Source organism: Chitinophaga sp. 9-1-y (genome assembly GCF_059511905.2).
Window position 1 is genome coordinate 7,456,176 of record NZ_CM197955.1, and the last position, 16,977, is coordinate 7,473,152.

17 protein-coding genes are annotated in these 16,977 nt (G+C 44.8%); 4 read left to right on the forward strand and 13 right to left on the reverse strand.

Annotated elements, in window-relative coordinates:
- Window position 1: 1 nt before the first annotated feature.
- From AC5ZC7_RS29675 to AC5ZC7_RS29715, 9 genes are all read right to left on the reverse strand, one after another.
- Window positions 2-403: a lysozyme inhibitor LprI family protein gene (locus AC5ZC7_RS29675; RefSeq protein WP_496161029.1), complete on the reverse strand. Its 402-nt coding sequence runs from the start codon at window positions 401-403 to the stop codon at window positions 2-4.
- Between the two features lie 57 nt (window positions 404-460).
- Window positions 461-862: a lysozyme inhibitor LprI family protein gene (locus tag AC5ZC7_RS29680; protein ID WP_496161030.1), complete on the reverse strand. Its 402-nt coding sequence runs from the start codon at window positions 860-862 to the stop codon at window positions 461-463.
- Between the two features lie 4 nt (window positions 863-866).
- Window positions 867-1,670, reverse strand: coding sequence for a methyltransferase domain-containing protein (locus AC5ZC7_RS29685; protein WP_496161031.1), 804 nt, complete (start codon window positions 1,668-1,670; stop codon window positions 867-869).
- A gap of 12 nt (window positions 1,671-1,682) precedes the next feature.
- Entirely contained in the window at window positions 1,683-2,009 is a 327-nt protein-coding gene (locus AC5ZC7_RS29690) for a helix-turn-helix domain-containing protein (RefSeq protein ID WP_496161032.1), read from the reverse strand.
- 13 nt (window positions 2,010-2,022) lie between these two features.
- Complete coding sequence (locus AC5ZC7_RS29695) at window positions 2,023-2,373, reverse strand: type II toxin-antitoxin system RelE/ParE family toxin (protein ID WP_496161210.1); 351 nt, start codon at window positions 2,371-2,373, stop codon at window positions 2,023-2,025.
- 71 nt (window positions 2,374-2,444) lie between these two features.
- A complete protein-coding gene (locus AC5ZC7_RS29700) occupies window positions 2,445-3,725 on the reverse strand; it encodes an insulinase family protein (protein ID WP_496161033.1) in 1,281 nt (426 codons plus the stop codon).
- Window positions 3,726-3,768: 43 nt separating this feature from the next.
- On the reverse strand, window positions 3,769-5,007 hold the full coding sequence (locus AC5ZC7_RS29705) for an insulinase family protein (protein WP_496161034.1): 1,239 nt from the start codon (window positions 5,005-5,007) through the stop codon (window positions 3,769-3,771).
- A 147-nt stretch (window positions 5,008-5,154) separates the two neighbouring features.
- Window positions 5,155-6,075, reverse strand: coding sequence for an aspartyl protease family protein (locus tag AC5ZC7_RS29710; RefSeq protein WP_496161035.1), 921 nt, complete (start codon window positions 6,073-6,075; stop codon window positions 5,155-5,157).
- A 13-nt stretch (window positions 6,076-6,088) separates the two neighbouring features.
- The gene (locus AC5ZC7_RS29715; protein ID WP_496161036.1) at window positions 6,089-7,321 is read right to left on the reverse strand and encodes an aspartyl protease family protein; all 1,233 of its coding nucleotides are present in this window, start codon (window positions 7,319-7,321) and stop codon (window positions 6,089-6,091) included.
- Between the two features lie 135 nt (window positions 7,322-7,456).
- On the opposite strand from AC5ZC7_RS29715, the gene mqnC reads away from it, so the two are divergent.
- From mqnC to AC5ZC7_RS29730, 3 genes are all read left to right on the forward strand, one after another.
- Window positions 7,457-8,581: a cyclic dehypoxanthinyl futalosine synthase gene (gene mqnC, locus AC5ZC7_RS29720; protein WP_496161037.1), complete on the forward strand. Its 1,125-nt coding sequence runs from the start codon at window positions 7,457-7,459 to the stop codon at window positions 8,579-8,581.
- A gap of 181 nt (window positions 8,582-8,762) precedes the next feature.
- Window positions 8,763-9,386, forward strand: coding sequence for a hypothetical protein (locus tag AC5ZC7_RS29725; RefSeq protein WP_496161038.1), 624 nt, complete (start codon window positions 8,763-8,765; stop codon window positions 9,384-9,386).
- Window positions 9,387-9,525: 139 nt separating this feature from the next.
- Window positions 9,526-10,068: a GNAT family N-acetyltransferase gene (locus AC5ZC7_RS29730; RefSeq protein WP_496161039.1), complete on the forward strand. Its 543-nt coding sequence runs from the start codon at window positions 9,526-9,528 to the stop codon at window positions 10,066-10,068.
- Here the strand turns inward: AC5ZC7_RS29730 and AC5ZC7_RS29735 are convergent.
- Both AC5ZC7_RS29735 and AC5ZC7_RS29740 read right to left on the reverse strand, forming a co-directional pair.
- Window positions 10,065-11,519, reverse strand: coding sequence for an amino acid permease (locus AC5ZC7_RS29735; protein WP_496161040.1), 1,455 nt, complete (start codon window positions 11,517-11,519; stop codon window positions 10,065-10,067). The genes AC5ZC7_RS29730 and AC5ZC7_RS29735 overlap by 4 nt on opposite strands.
- Window positions 11,520-11,575: 56 nt before the next feature.
- Window positions 11,576-12,469 (reverse strand): TIM barrel protein, encoded by an 894-nt coding sequence (locus tag AC5ZC7_RS29740; RefSeq protein WP_496161041.1) that lies wholly within the window; start codon window positions 12,467-12,469, stop codon window positions 11,576-11,578.
- A 213-nt stretch (window positions 12,470-12,682) separates the two neighbouring features.
- Between AC5ZC7_RS29740 and AC5ZC7_RS29745 the strand changes: the two genes are divergently transcribed.
- A complete protein-coding gene (locus tag AC5ZC7_RS29745; RefSeq protein WP_496161042.1) occupies window positions 12,683-12,967 on the forward strand; it encodes a hypothetical protein in 285 nt (94 codons plus the stop codon).
- Window positions 12,968-13,102: 135 nt separating this feature from the next.
- On the opposite strand, the gene AC5ZC7_RS29750 is transcribed toward AC5ZC7_RS29745, so the two are convergent.
- The gene (locus tag AC5ZC7_RS29750; protein ID WP_496161043.1) at window positions 13,103-15,982 is read right to left on the reverse strand and encodes an outer membrane beta-barrel protein; all 2,880 of its coding nucleotides are present in this window, start codon (window positions 15,980-15,982) and stop codon (window positions 13,103-13,105) included.
- Window positions 15,983-16,023: 41 nt separating this feature from the next.
- Window positions 16,024-16,800 carry a GLPGLI family protein gene (locus AC5ZC7_RS29755; RefSeq protein ID WP_496161044.1) on the reverse strand — a complete coding sequence of 259 codons (777 nt, stop codon included), beginning with the start codon at window positions 16,798-16,800 and terminating at the stop codon, window positions 16,024-16,026.
- Between the last annotated feature and the right edge of the window lie 177 nt (window positions 16,801-16,977).

Below are 16,977 nucleotides of genomic sequence, written 5' to 3' on the forward strand. Positions count from 1 at the left end.
TCTATATAGTAAGTAGTGTCTTTAAGCGGGCCTTCAGAAAGGCGGCTTTATTGTCTGTGGAGATCATATCGTCGTCGAGACCTTCCATGGTACGTTTATGCATTTTTTCTACGCGCTCGTCTATCTTCTTAAAGTATTCTTCTTTTTTCTCTTCCCAGGCGCCTTGTTCAGCCTGTAGTTGTTGTTGCCGGTCGGGAGCCAGGCTGGAATAGAGGTTTTGCAGCGTATGATTTAACAGGCTATCCAGTTGCTTGTAATAGGTAACAGCACAGGTATACATATTATGGCTATTGCCAAGACATTGCTGGTAGCGGTTTTCAAGTGTGTCCAGCGCTGTTGGTCGGGTTTGCGAATACGCCTCGGTGCACAGGAAAACCAATAGGAATAGGATTAGGTTTCGCATAGGTACTGTGTGAACAGCAAATATACGAAATATATATTATGTAAAAGCGTAATATTATTAGTGATCCTCTTTATCGCCAATAGAGCCTGTGCATACATCGCCCTGTGGTAGTCCGTTTAGCCATACTCTCAGGGCTTCTGTGCGCTGATGGGTAAGCTCGGCCAGGTAATTTGCTTTGCACATAGGAAATACCGTACCGTAACTTTTAGCAGAAGCCGGGTACATGGCTTTCACCTGAGCATCCCGGAATTGTATCCACAGACGCTGCGCGTCTTTCAGGTTTTGGATAAATGTTTTGTTAGCAGCATAATCTTTCAGAATGAGCTGATAAATTTCGTTCAGCTTTTTATCTGCATCTTTATACTCCTGCGCTGCCTGTTTATTTAATTCGGATTGGGATTGTGAAAAAGCAGTTATCCCACCAGTCATCAATAGCAAGAAAATTAAAAGTGATTTCATATTGCTAAGGTTTGAAGAATTTAAATGCATATACCATGGGTAATTTTTCTTCCAGTCCCTGGATATAGAAACGTCCCTCCTTCTCTACTGTGTTAGGAAAGCAATTATAGGGAGAATAATTGAACTCCTGAAATACCTGCAACTGCAGCCCTTGGGCAAGTAATGCCGTGATGATTTCACTCAACGGATGGTTCCAGGAATACGACTTGTTTTGAATGTTGCTGTTATGGTCTGTATAAGTACCTTCCGTTTCTTCCACAATGGTTTCTGTATTGAAGTAGTCGTATTTAATGTTTTGAAATGCTTCGTCCAGCATCCACAGTACAGGATGAAAATCTGCCATGATAAAGTAGCCGCCAGGTTTCAGGAAGTGATGAACAACTGCTGCCCATTTATCCAGGTCAGGCAGCCAGCCAATTGTGCCATATGACGTAAATACACGGTCAAAGGAGCCGGTTAAATGAGCTGGTGCGCTATAGAGGTCACAGCAAACAAAACGGGCGCTGTTTTCCAGTTGTAATTGCGTTGTAAGTTCATTGGCTTGCTGTATGGCTGCATCAGAAAGGTCAACGCCGGTAACTTTTGCGCCCATCCTGGCCAGCGAGAGGCTATCCTGTCCGAAATGGCATTGCAGGTGCAAGATGTCTTGCCCGCTTACATCTCCCAGCAAATTTAGCTCTATTTCTTTTAAAGAAGTATTACCATTCACGAAGCCGGGAACATCGTAAAAGGCAGAAGTAACGTGTACGCCTGTACGTTTATTCCAAAGTTCTTTGTTCGTTGAAAGATAGTCTGCCGAAATTTCCATTTTTGAGCGATTTTATATGAAAAGATACTCTTCATTTTCCATTTGTACCTTGAAAGTTACTTTTGCTTTCAGGGCATTGAATACTTTCAGGATGGTGTCCAGGCGGGCACTGGTGGTGTTGTTTTCCAGCTTTGATATTTGTGCTTTCTGTACACCTACCAGGCTGCCCAATTGCTCTTGTGTGAGGTGTTGCGTTTCCCGGGCTTTTTTAATGATATCGCCGAGCAGGTCCATCTGGAGATCGAATTCATATTTATCTCTTTTAGGGGTACCAACCGGCCCCAAAAACTGGTCTTTTACTTCTTCAAAAGTATGGGTGTTTAAAGGTTTCTTTTTCATTTGTCGTTGTGGTTTAACTTAAATTTTCAAAAAACAGGGTTCTTAATTTAATTGCTTTGTCTATTTCTTTTGCGGGCACTTTATTTTGTTTCTTTATAAAACCATGGGTGGCGATTACCAGTGTGGCATTGGGTTTTCTTTTATCCCCAAAGGCCAGAATCCGGTATTGAAGGTCCATGTAAAAGGTGCGTAGTTCCCATATATCATCTCTCAACTTCTTGAATATTTCAGGGTCATTCTTTATGAGGACTTTGTCAATATTGTAGAGAATTTTCTCTCTTGCATCCTCATGGATGCTGGTTAAAAAGGTTAGTGCATCATCTAGTAAGATGACTTTAAATCTGGGTTCAAATATGGATGATATGGGTTACCCAAAAATAAAGAAAGTTTCCATTTATGGAAACTTTCTCAAGCATTTCTTTTTTTGAATAATCCTTAAATTACCACCAATTCATAAAAATCACCAGGCGTAAAGTATTGTTTAGCCAATTGTTGCAATTCTTCTGCGGTAATTGTTTTGATGGTTTGAATATTATTGTAGAAATAATTTTCATCAAGATCGTTCAGGATCAGGTTTTTCCAGCGTTGAATGAGCTGGAAGGCACCATCCAGGTCGCCCAGGATGGATCCGATCATGTAGTTGCGTACCAAGTCCAGTTCTTCCTGCGGAACGGGTTCGTCTTGCAGGCGAGTTAACTCTTTATAGATTTCTGCAATGGTAGCTTCACAAACATCCCGTCCTGCTTCTGTTTGAATGTTCAGCGCGCTGGTCTGACGGAAGTTGTAGAGTTGGGAATAGATACCATAAGTATAACCTTTTTCTTCCCGGATATTACTCATTAAACGTGAGCCGAAGTAACCACCAAAAATAGTGTTTAGCACCAGCATCTTGGGAAAGTCTGGATGGTAGCGGTTCGGGAAGTGACGGGCCACCCGTACAGCGCCCTGTACGCCATTTTCATCATTGAAAATCCTGAATTTCTTTTCTTCCGCAGGCTGAATAGGAAGGTCCAGCTTTATTAAGTTGGCTTCTCCATTCCAGGGAGTGCCACCGAAGAATTTATTCAGCAGCGCAATGATGTTGGCAGGGAGGTTACCCGCTACAAATATTTTGCAGTTGTTGTAAGTATAATGTTTTTTGTAGAAAGCTTTCAGTCCTTCTGTTTGCAGCGCATCATACGCCATCATGGTGCTTACGCGGCCATATGGGTGGAAGTCGCCGAACAGGTATTTGTCGATGAAACGATTGGCAACAAAATCGCACTTCAACAGGTTTACTGCCAGTTTTTGCTTCTGATTTTGTTTGTACAAACTGAGTTCTTCTTCCGGAAATATAGGATCCAGGATTACTTCCTGCAGCATGGGTAATAATACTTCCGCATGTTTGGTCAGGCAGTGCAGGGTATAAGTAGCATTTTCATGGTAAGCGCTCCGGTTTAAAAAGGCGCCATGATAATCTATGTTTTCATTTATTTCCTGGGCGGTATGTTTGCTGGTACCATTTTTCATAAGAAAGTTGGTGGCCGAGGCTTCCATGCTTTCGCTTTCGTACCAGCTGCCGGCCGGAAACACCAGCTCCAGTTGCAAGGTTTCCTGCTCATCGGATTTCATCACGTATACAGGAATGCCATTGTCCAGCTTGAACTGTTCATATGGCTTCAGTTTTATATCAAATTCCACCGCATCTTTAATGGGAGGGGCTATCGTTCTGTTCATGGGTCGTATTTAAACGGTAATGGGCTGTAAACAAGCCACAGATTTAGTTTGCAGCGTAGTAGTAAATGGTGTTCGAGTTTTTCTCATCAAAAAGCAGTTTTGCCTCTTCATGTAATTCAGCTGCGGTTACTACTTCGTAATTTTCAAATTCGTGGTTCATCAACGCAGCATCGCCGAGCAGTTCATAAAATGCCAGGTTATTGGCGCGACTAAGTAAGCTCATGTCTTCAAAAGCAAGATGGCTTTCTACGCGGTTTTTAACTTTTTGCAGCTCCCTTTCTGAGATCACTTCATTTTGTAATTTTTCCAGCTCCAGTTGTATGGCTTTTTCAGCGTCTTTCATTTTTACGCCTTTCACCAGCTTCCCTTCGATGGTCAGTAATCCGGCATCCAGGCTTCCGAAATGATAACACTCAATATTGCTGAATAGTTTCTTTTCTTTTACAAGTACCTGGTGCAGGCGGGAGGAACTGCCTCCACCCAGGATATCTGAGATGAGGTCTGCCGCATAGTACCGCTTGTCTGTACGGGAGTACATATGATAACATTTGTACAGCGCATCCAACGGTACGTTGGCTTTTACGTCCAGTTTGTGTGCCGCTGTTTGTGGCGGTTCTACCGGCAGCTGGCGCTGATATTTTTCTCCGGATGGAATGTCGCCAAACCATTTTTCTGTAAGGGCTTTCACCTGTTCTACGGTGATGTTACCCGCAACGGTCAGGATGGCATTTACCGGCCTGTAGTATTTAAAGAAAAATGCTTTTACATCTTCCAGCTTTGCATTTTCAATATGCGACAGCTCTTTACCAATGGTCATCCAGCGATAAGGGTGCGTGCTGTAAGAGAGCTCACGCATTTTATGCCAAACATCGCCATATGGCTTGTTGATGTAGTGTTCTTTAAACTCTTCAGACACTACTTTTCGCTGTACGTCCAGGCTTTTTTCATCGAACGCCAGGGAGAGCATGCGATCGCTTTCCAGCCAGAAGGCGGTTTCAATATTTTCTGCCGGGAGTTGTATATAGTAGTTAGTCAGATCACTGGTGGTATAGGCGTTATTCTCACCTCCAGCCATTTGCAGGGGCTCATCATACGATGGAATGTTGATGGAGCCGCCAAACATCAGGTGTTCGAAGAGATGGGCAAACCCCGTTTGTGCAGGGTTTTCATCCCTGGCGCCTACATCATACAGTACATTCAGGACCGCCATCGGCGTGGTATGGTCTTCGTGAACAATTACTCTTAGTCCGTTCGCCAGCGTAAACTTATTATAATGGATCATATCTTTTTGTTGGTCAGTATGGTAAAAATAGGGAATTACGGGTATCTTTTGACAGGTTTTGGCTTTTAGCATTTAGCTTTTAGCAAAAAATTGGCAATACTTCCCTGTAATTGTCCGCTACATTACCTAAAGTGGGCTGCCAACGGTTTACTCGAGATACAGTTCTTTCCGGTCGTAATTAATCGTGAGTGTAAAGTCTTTCCATACGTCATAACCAATGGAGCCGGCCATTTCAGTGAATACGCCGAGGTCGTCTATGTCTTTGCTATAACTGATGGGCACATTTTTTATGCTGCGGCCGCCCACTTCCAGTGAGGGAACCGAACTATTGATGTAGTATAATACTTTCAGCATATCCTGTACCCGGTCTGTGTTGATGGTGGGAAGCAGGGTATTGAGTTTGTTTTTGTCCACATAAGGCCAGTTGAAAAGAATGCCATAGTCGCCACCGGTAGTGATATGGTAATTGCCGGGCAACCGGGTGCCATTGGGTAGTTGTATGGATGCATCTATTACCGGTGTGGTATAGTTCAGCTGGAAATGCAACAGGCGTCCGGCGTTGCCGGTAGGAGTTTTCCCGGCTTTATAGAGCACCAGCTGTTGTTGGCGGTAATCAATTTTTACGATAAATGTTTTCATCAGGGCTATGCCTATTATGCCATCTACCGGGCCGAGATCGTCCAGGTTTTCCAGGTAGGCCTTCACATAAGGCAGGCGTTGGTCCTGGAGATACAGCACATTGAGGGTGGCCACCGACGTTTGTGCCATCGCGTTATTGGTACCGCTCATATAAGCGTTGGTGCCGCCTTTGAGATGTAGCCGTGCGGCGGTATTGATATGTAATACGGTTACTTCTGCCCCACTGTCGAAAATAAAATGGAGGGTATCTGTACTGCCGGAAACCAGTACAGGAATAATCACGTGTTTGTCCACCAACTGAAAAGGGATCACTGCCACCGGTTTCTTGTTTTCACCTGCATCTGTTGATGTAGTGCTTTTTCGCTGTGCATGGGCATACATGAAGACATTGCAGGAAAACACGGTTACTATCCATAAAAAACGCCACATGACACAAATAACGTCAAAGTATGCTTTTTATTGGCAACTTTTTGATGAGCAGGTCATTATCGCGACTGATCAGGCACACGGCTTTGGTACCGATATTCTTTAAAATTTCCCGGAACAGCTGGAGGTTTGGGCCGAGGTTATTGTTGATGGCCATGATGATATCACCTTTTCTGAACCCGGCCTTTTCTGCCGGAGAGCCTTTGATGATATCGGTGACTTCTACCCGGCCGTTGATCAGGTAAATGATTAAGCCGGTATAGGAGTAGTCGAACATATCACGGAAATGTGAATTCGGCATCATATATATTTCCTTCTTGCTGTAGTTGAGCGTAATGTTGAAGCGTCTCAGCAAGTCGTTACCGATCATCCCGCCCAAAAAAGGATAGGCGGTGACGTTAGTTTTATCATCAAAGATGTAGGTGGGTACATTCCGGAAGCTATAATTGCCGATACGGAATTCATTAACGGTTGTCAGCGACATGCTCATCTTCCCTCCCAACCCCTGGGCTTCTGTTTGAATCATTTTTTTGGTGCGGCGTCTTTTGCCCTGGAGCACACTGCTGTCGTTCACAAATTGTGATGACAACAACAAGCACATGCCGGCGCCGGTATCAAAGTAGTAGCGGTTATTGATGGTCCTTAAACTGGTTCTTAACGGGGCAGAGATCAGTGGAATTTGCGTGAGCGAAGGCTTTAACAGCTGGCCGCCCTTTGGATAAGTAAATTTCCCTTTTGAATAAATGATAATCTCTTCAGTATCATAGTCTACCGTAACAATATACCTGCTCAGGAGGCTAAATCCCATAATCCCATCTACCTGGATCCCATATACCTGGCTAATCAACTCATAATCATTGATATGGAAGTCGAGGCTATCAACTGTCAGACCGGGTAATCTAAGCGCATGATTGCGTGCAAAAGATACTGGTTTGGAGCTCCCCAGGCCTTTGATGATCCGGTCGGAAGGTTCCATCTTAATGCCTAGCCGTGTACAGGTGGCGGTATCGAGGGAAATGCCTGCGCTACCGGTGTCAAGAATAAACTGCAGGGTATCGGGATAGTTGCCAACCAGTGCCTGCACTACCACTACGCCTCCATAGTATTGCCGGAAGTGAAAACGGGTGATGAGCACGGATTCGCGGGTACTGTCGGTGCAAGGTGCTGCGATCCCGGCAAGGGTGTTGGTTGAAGTGCCGGTGGTGGCTGCCAGTAGCAGCATAACGTGTAACAGAATTGGTCTAAGCATACTGGGGGATGCAGGGATGTATATAATTCTAAATTTAACATTAAAAAGTGTTCGTATAAAATATATTTATTACGGGCGGTTATTTACCTAAATACTACCTTTGCTAAAGTTTATTCCCGGTTAGAAATATAGCAAATGGAACTTCAGGATTTATATAAGAAAGCGCAGGATTTCGGATTTCTGACAGCAGCAGAGGGTGTTTATATGTTTGAGAACGCACCGCTGGCGGAACTGATGGAAATAGCCAACGAGTTACGAAAACAACAGGTACCGCATGGTAAGGTTACCTGGCAGATAGACAGAAACGTGAATACCACCAACGTGTGTACCGCCAACTGTAAGTTCTGTAACTTTTACCGCATTCCTGGCCACAAAGAGGCATATATTACCCCTATTGAAGAGTATAAGAAGAAGATTGAGGAGACACTGAAGTATGGCGGTGATCAGCTGTTATTACAAGGTGGGCATCACCCGGAGCTGGGACTCAGCTTCTACGTTGATCTCTTCAGGGAATTGAAACAACTGTATCCCGAATTAAGATTACATACCCTCGGGCCCCCTGAAGTAGCCCATATTACCAAACTGGAAAAAAGCACGCATATTGAAGTACTCCGCGCTTTACAGGAAGCGGGTATGGATAGTTTGCCCGGTGCTGGCGCCGAAATACTGAATGACCGTGTGCGTCGGTTGATTTCTAAAGGGAAATGCGGTGCACAGGAATGGCTGGATGTAATGCGTGCAGCACATAAGCTGAATATTGCGTCCTCAGCCACCATGATGTTTGGTCACGTGGAAACGGTACAGGAACGCTTTGAACACCTGGTGGATATCCGACAGGTACAGAGTGAAAGGCCAGAAGGTCACTACGGTTTTACTGCCTTTATACCATGGACATTCCAGGATGTAGATACGCTGTTGGCAAAGATTCGCGGGGTACATAACATGACTACCGCCGAAGAATATATTCGGATGATTGCGATGAGCCGTATTATGTTACCGAATGTGAAAAACATTCAGGCATCCTGGCTCACCGTAGGTAAACAGGTAGCTCAATTGTGCTTACATGCAGGCGCCAATGACTTCGGTTCTATTATGATTGAAGAAAACGTGGTAAGTGCTGCCGGTGCGCCGCATCGTTTCACATACAAAACCATGCAGGACGCTATCCGCGAAGCTGGATTCGAACCACAGCTCCGCACACAACTTTACAAATTCAGAGAACTTCCTGCTGCTATTGAAGAGCAGGTGATAAATTACTAGAAGCTGTCAATCATGAAGAAAAGGCGTTCCGGCATCCGGGATGCCTTTTTTCTTTTTATAAACCTTTCATTAGCAAATCATTAACAACTGAGAAAGAATTGTTAAAACTGTCTTGTGCGTGTTACAAAAAGCCTCTTTCTACGTCTAACAGGTACAAACTAATTAAACTAAAGGAGGGAATATGAAAAAGCTGGGACTTATCATGGCAGGATTTGCAATCATGGCCATGGCAGCCTGTACAAGCACGAAAGTAACGTCTTCCTGGCGTTCTAATGATGCACAACAGCTGCAGAAGGATAACAAAATAATGGTAATGGCACTGGTACCTCAGAAAGATCGTACCCTGCGTAGCCAGATGGAAAATTATACAGTAGCAGAACTTAGGAAGAAAGGATACAATGCTGTGTCGGCCTTGCAGACTTATGGCCCTCAGGAAATGGGAAAAATGACGGAGAAACAGGTGGTACAACAATTACAGGGTAGTGATGTAAATCAGGTGATGACTATTGTAATGCTGGATAAAGGCAGAGAAAGAACTTTCGTTCCTAATTATCAGCCATATGGCTACTATGGATTCTGGCCTTATTACTCTATGTGGTATTCCAGGATGTATGCGCCCGGATACTACAGCTACAACACTAAATATCAGTGGGAAGGTAATTTGTATGACCTGAAGAGTGGTCAAATGTTATACTCTGTGCAGTCACAGTCTTTCGATCCGCCAACAACAGAAAGAATGGCTGTTTTATATGCGCAAAAGGTAGTGAAGGATATGGCCAGACAACAGTTATTGGCGAAACAATAAACGGGAACCGGTGCTCGGATTTAGCCGTTGGTTTTTAGATTGCTCGTAAGCAATGCTAAGGGCCAGCGGCTAATTAGTAAATGCAGGTTGGATTTTACGTTAAATCGATGTAAGTTTAACGCCCCTTTTAAATCCAGCTATGTTCGAAATAACAGTCAATGAAAACATATACCTGCGGCAGTTGCAATTGCAGGATGCCCCACTGGTATATAAGCAGCTGGACCAGTCGCGGAAAAGCCTGCGTAAATTTTTACCCTGGGTAGATTACAATACCAACGAAGAACACTCCCTGCGTTTTATTCAACTCATGCTCCGCAAGGCGGAGGAACAGGAAGCCGTTGCACTGGGAATATGGTACCAGCAGCAGTTTTGTGGTGTGATAGATTTGCACGGCTGGGATCATCAACTACAGAAAGCAGAAATAGGTTATTGGATAGGAGAATCCTTTCAGCGTAAAGGCATAGCTACTACCGCTTGCAGAGGGCTGATCACATTTGCATTTAAAAAGTTACATCTGAATAAGATTGAGATCCGCTTTGTGCTACAAAATGAGCGAAGCGGGCAAATCCCAATTAAACTGGGATTTGCCAAAGAGGGTACCTTGCGTCATAGCGCCAAGTTGCACGGGCAGTATGTGGATATGGTTGTAATGGGCATCCTGCGGCAGGACTGGAAAGGTTAGCCTTGCTGCGATTGCCGCACTTTGCTGTGCTTCTTGCCATAAAACTGGTAAATCAGCAAGCCAATAGCCATCCAGATAATGAGACGTAACCAGGTGTCCCAGGGAAGAAATGCCATCATCACCGTACAGGCAAGAATTCCCATAATGGGCACAAAAGGAACCCACGGGGTTTTGAAGGCGCGTGGGGCATCCGGCATAGAATACCGCATTTTCCATACCCCTGCGCATACGATTACAAAAGCCAGCAGGGTGCCTATGCTGGTCATCTCCCCTACTACTCTTATGGGTACCAGGGCTGCAAATAAACTTACAAACACACAAAAGAGGATATTGCTTTTCCAGGGCGTACGGTAACGGGGATGCACATCTGAAAAGATTTTCGGTAGCAACCCATCTTTAGACATCGCATAAAATACCCGCGATTGTCCCCATAAATCCACCAGTATCACGGAGGTATAACCCACAATAATGGCCAGGATGATCATTTGTCCCAGCCAGTGAAAGGGCGTATGGGCAATGGCCACTGCCACCGGGGCGGCATTGTTTTTAAACTCCTGGTAAGGCGCCAGGCCGGTGAGTACATGGGCAAAAAGAATGAAAAGAACGGTACATACCGCCAGTGAGCCAAGGATGCCAATGGGCATATTGCGCCGTGGATTTTTCGTTTCCTGTGCTGCCGTACTCACAATATCGAAACCCAGGTATACAAAGAAAATAACACCTGCGCCCCTCAGTATGCCAGACACGCCATATTCTCCGAAATTGCCGGTGTTTTTGGGAATATAAGGAGAGAGATTGGCCGGCTGTATGTACTTCCAGCCAAGAATAATGAACACGAGGACTACCCCTACTTTCAGCGATACTACCACTGCGTTCCACAGGGCAGATCCTTTGGTGCCACGCATCAGGATGGCCGACATCAGTATGATGATCAGGGCTGCCGGCAGGTTAAAATATCCGTGTGTAGTGATACCATTAGCGAGGGTAACTGTTTCGAAAGGAGAATGGACAAATTGCGCCGGAATATAGATATCATATTTAGCCAGGAAGGCAATGAGATAGTTAGACCAGCTAATGGCTACCGTGGCAGCGCCTACGGAAAACTCCAATACCAGGTCCCAGCCAATAATCCATGCCAGTTGCTCTCCCATGGTGGTATAGGCGTAAGTATACGCGCTGCCGGCCACTGGTATCATGGAGGCAAATTCGGCGTAACAAAGGCCGGCAAAAGCGCAACCAACGCCGGCTACTATAAAAGAAATGGTGATGGCTGGTCCGGCGTTATTACCGGCAGCGGGTCCTGTTAAAGAAAACAACCCTGCTCCGATAATAACACCCAGTCCCAGCATTAAGAGCTGGAAGCCGTTCAGCGTACGTTTCAGGGTGTGCTTACTTTCGTCGGCCGATTCCTGAAGCAGCCATGCTAAAGGCTTTTTGTAATAATCTTTCATTAAAATACCCTACTGTTTTGGTGGACTATTGCGCGAAAGTAGGATATATTTATGAATTAAGCGATATCGCAAATTCCAACGGCCTGTGTGAGAGAAGCTATCTGGTCTTTGTGAGCAGGGATAAACTCCTGAGCTACATGCCCTTTGAAGCCGGTTTCGTAAATCGCTTTCATAATAGCCGGGTAGAATAATTCCTGGGTTTCATCAATTTCATGACGGCCAGGTACGCCACCGGTATGGTAATGGGCAATATATTCATGATGATCACGGATGTTGCGAATTACATCTCCCTCCATAATTTGCATATGGTAGATATCATACAGCAACTTAAAGTTAGGAGAACCTAATGATTTACAGAGTGATACGCCCCATGCGGTGTGGTCACACTGGTAGTCGTGGTGGTCTACCTTACTGTTCAGCAGTTCCATTACCAGGGTTACTTTTTTCTTTTCTGCATAGCCTATAATGCGCTGCAGGCCTTTAGTGCAGTTTTTGATGCCTTCCTGGTCGCTCATGCCGTTGCGGTTACCCGAAAAGCAGATGAGGTTAGAGAAGCCGGCTTTAGCCGTTTCGTCGATATAGTGTTTGAAATACTCTTCCAGTTTATCGTGGTGTGCAACGGTGTTAAATCCTTTGGTGATCCCCCATTCAGGGCCGTTGCTGGCTACCATGGCGGTAATCATGTCGTGCTTTTTCAGGATGGAGAAGTCCTTTGGATCTACGAGGTCAATAGAATGAATGCCGATTTTTTTTGCGGCTATACAAAGATCATCCAGCGGCATATCATAACACCAGGCGCAGACCGAGTGATTAATTTTGCCTTTCAGGGGTTCTTCTACGGCCTGTTCGTGGGCAGCAACCCTATTGGTGAGAGAGGATAGCGCAGTGGATGCCAAGGCCATGGTGGCTACTTTTTTAATCATATCGCGGCGTGAGTTTTCCTGGTGCATAAAAAGGTTTGCTTTAAAGAGAGGTCAAAGTAATCGAAATTATGGTTACTTACAAGCCCCTGCTATCTTTTGGGGTGAAAAAAGGAGTGGAAATACGTATTTTAATTTTCACGTAGAACTATCCGCGGCCGGACTACGTTTATATATTAAATTGCAGGTAATATCTGAAAGTTGGTAAGTAATTTGTTTAAGTATTGAAAAGCGGAGGTTGATATGGAAAAAAAATATACTCCCAGTTTATGGTTTTGCATTCTGATGGACTTGTTGGGGTGCGCCAGTTACGCAGTACCGGTTTTAGGAGAGGTCAGCGACTTTATTTGGGCGCCCATTTCCGCCATTATTTTCTATCGCATGTTTGGCGGTACCCTGGGTACCTTTGGTAGTGTTTTTAACTTCATGGAAGAATTATTTCCCGGAACAGATTTCATCCCCACATTTACGATATCGTGGGTGTTGAAACGAGTATTGGCAGGCAAAAGAAGTACGGTATCTGCATAAGGCAGAAAGCATAAAGCGTAAAGCAAAAAGCTATTAAAGCGAATGACAAAAGAGGATCAGTAATTTAAATACTTCTCCGCTTTTGTCATTCGCTTTAATAGCTTTTTGCTTTACGCTTTATGCTTTCTGCTCTCCTCAGAACCCCCTCATCTGACGGAATCCTCCGCCACCGCCCCGGCCACCGGGGAATCCCATACGATTACCCCTGTCTCCAGGCTTGTTGTTGCCGCCAAACCGGTTCAGGAAATAGGTAAAGCTTACCATAAAATATTGTTGCAGCACGTTGCTTTGCGTATCCTGTATATAAGTATCTGCTACGGTACGGGTAACACTAACATATTGTTTTAGCAAATCAAAAGCCTGCACCTTAATCATCCCCTGCTTTTTAGGAAATACATATTTTGCAATGTTAGCATTCCACATGGTAGAGGTAAGGTTGTATCCTACTGGTCTGTTGCGGTTCATGGTGCAGGTAATATCACTGCCAATCATAAATCCTTTGGGTAGGTTGATGTTGAAGTCGGCATTGATGTTATAATCCAGGTAGCGGGTATCCTGCTGACTCGCATTGGTGGCCTGCGTATAGTGTACACCGTTATAATTAATGCTACCGCCCAGCGATATATCCAGTAATTCCTTGTACGTATAGCTGACACTGGCCGATTGAAATATCTGTAATGTTCCTGTGTAGCTGGTGTTGCTATTCACTATTGTAACATCTCTTGTATAACCCACGCTGCTAGTGGTGTTCAGGTTTTGCCCCGGTGTTTTCGATAATGGAATAGAGTTGTGTACCATACCTCGCATATTGAAGTAGCCATTTACGTTCACTGGTTTCACCATTTGCTTACCGGTAGTGGTATCCAGGGTGGTGGCATTGATAATTCTATTCACGGTATAAGATCCACTCAGGGAGGCAAACATACCACGGAAGGTGAGGTTGTTAAATTGGTTGAAATTAATATTCAGGTTATTATTGAAAGAAGGTTTAAGATCTGGATTACCCAACTGAATATACAACGGGTTGCTGTTGTCCGGAACCGGCGCCAGCTGTTGCACGGAGGGCTGTTGCGTGCTTCCGTTATAGTTCACACGTAACCGTTTGCTTTTAGAAAACATGTAATTAAAAGACGCCTGTGGCGCAAAATTAATGGTATGTTGCTGGATCAGTGTATCCTTTCCCGTAAGAAAAGAATGCGTGGTATTATCCAGGTTGTTGAATAATACATTTAATCCAAACGAGTAATCGTATTTCAGTTTGGTAGTGCGCAGTGACAGCCCCGCCTGTTGATTCAGGGTGTTGTTGGTAAAGAGGTTGCTCAGCGAGTCGTTCATGATATTATAATCCTTCCCGGAAGGATCGTAGTCATACGTATATTTCGTGCTGGTGTTGGTATATTTGGTAAGACCGTAGTTCGCCTCCAGGTACCGGTCTTTTCCAACGGGCTCTGTGTACGTGAGGTTTACTCCTTCGTTGTGACTGTCGGTATTGACCTGGTTTCTTTGGTCAAAAGCACTGATGCTGTCTTTGTTGAAGAAGAAGAAATTGGACTTCACATAGTTTTGCTGATCGTTACTACTATTGCTGTAAGTAAAGTTAGCGCTGAGAGAGCGGCCTTGTCTTTTAAATCTTTTTCGGAATAGCAGGGTGCCACCGAAATTTGTATTGTTGCCTTGTCCATCGTTCACGGTAGTACCCTTGTTGACGGAGTCTTTGCCGTTAAGAAGCGACACGTTATTGGTAACACTGTAGCTATTCCCGTTGGTGAGGGAATAGGTAGGTGAAAAAATCAGGGAATGCAAGGAGTCTATCGTATATTCTATGCGGGCAGAAACCCGGTTGTTGCTGTTGTCTGTTTGTGAGGTAGAATTGGAGAAATCGTTCGTCGTGATAGAATTTTTATGTGCATCCTGGGAAAAGGTTTGCCTTTCCTGCTTCTGTTCTACATCTGTTTTAGTATCATTAAAAAAGTAACTGCCGTTTACGATTAGGTTTTTATTGAAGTCCTGGTTAAAGTTCAGACCTGCATTCCAGTTGCGGGTAATACCCGGATTGTTGCCGGCACCGATACTGGTAGACATGCCACGCATGCCGCCACCACCGCCACGGCCACCACCTCTTCCGCCTCCGGCAGAGTTGAAGCTCATCTGGTCCTGTACGGTATAACCCGTATTGTTCACGTTATTACCACCACCTAACAGGGATAGTTGTTGGTTTTCCCGGAAGCGGTTTAAGCTGAGGGAACCGCCAAAGCGATCATCTGTACCATAGCCGGCTGTAGCACGGCCAAACATACCTTTCTTCTTATCTTTTTTGATGGTGATATTGATTGTTTTTTCTGTTTGTCCATCATCAATACCGGTAAACTGCGCCTGATCTGACTTTTTATCTATCAGTTGTACTTTATCGATGATGTTGGCAGGCAGGTTTTTGGTGGCGAGTTTCGGGTCGTTGCCGAAAAAGGGTTTACCATCTACCAATACTTTTGTGACGGTTTCACCTTGTGCGGTAATAGCGCCGTCTTTGTCCACTGTAACCCCGGGTAGTTTCTTCAGGAGGTCTTCTACTACTGCATTTTCACGGGTTTTGAAGGCGTCGGCATTAAATTCAAGGGTATCTTTTTTAACTACAATGGGAGGCTTCTCGTCTACAATTTCTACGGTATTAAGATCTACGCCTTTGTGTCCCATGGCAATGTTGCCGAGGGTAATATCTCTGTGGTCGGGAGTGATTTGCAGGTGTTTGTTGAGGGGTTTGTAGCCCAGGAAGCTCACGTAGAGCCGATAGGCGCCATCTGCTACATTGGTCAGTTCAAAATTACCTTTGGTATCGGTCATGGTGGTGGCGGCAACACTGGAGTCTTTCGCATTCAGCAGTGCCACGGTGGCGGCCGGCATGGCCTCCCTGGTGGTAGAATCAGTCAATTGGCCTTTAATCTTTCCTTGCTGGGCCTGGGCTTGTGCAGTGAGTATGCTCAATCCCAGTACCAGCAAGAGTTGTATAAGTTTCTTCATAAATGAATTTAACAGCGGAAGGAAAGTTAGGATGAAATTAGTTATTGTTGTTGCCGCTTACGTAATTTATCCATCTCCTGTTTTCTGATGTCTCTCATTTGTTCCTGGGTTACTTTTTCTGCACCGGCAGGAAGGCTGAGATCCGCATCTGTAATGGCTTTCAGGTTTACGTTCTTTGCAACGAAAGAGCGCCTGCTGCCTTCTGCCGATAGTACCACTGCATTATTTTCTGGTAACAAACCATTTACCGGGGAGAAGCTAAACGGCAGTTCCGTGGTATACCATACGGTGTAGGTATCGTCTTTAAGCTGTATGGTAGCCTTTTTACAGCTGTATCCGGCTATTTTTTTGGTTTTATCGGTCGACTTGGTATTAGCGGTAATGATGAAATCTTCTTCGGTATAATAAGTTTTTTTATCATCGCCGAAGGTGGTGAATACCTGTTCGTATTTTTTGTTGGCGAGGTCTACATACTGGGCGTTGTTGCCTCTGAAGCCCATACCGCCGCCCATGCCGGGTCTGCGGCCACTGCGGTTACTGGTGTCGCCTTCAGGACGTTGTCTGCGGTTACCGCCGAAGTCGGGACGTTCGGTGGTAATTTTACCGATGTTGTTGTTGAAAGTAAAGGTTTGTTTAAACGTGATTACATCCGGGATTTCCGGGGCATCGTCGCCACCACGTTGAAAGCCGCGCATATGTTCGGGGTCTGTTTTAGCGGTAACTTCATATTCAATTGTACCTGATTGCTGGGCAAATACCGGGCTGCTGGCAGAAAGTAGCGTGGCTGCTGCGAAAAGTAAACGGATAGTTCGGTTCATACCTGGTTGTTTTTGTTATGTAACAAAATTGCTCTTTCGCGTTCGCTTTTTCGGTTAAAAAGCTTTATTTACTGTTATTTACTGTTAAGGGGATGCTATAAGCGTTAATCTTCCTTATTTATTGTTAATTACTGTTAAGGGATTTGCCGGTATTCAGCCCGGAATGGATAGTTTTGT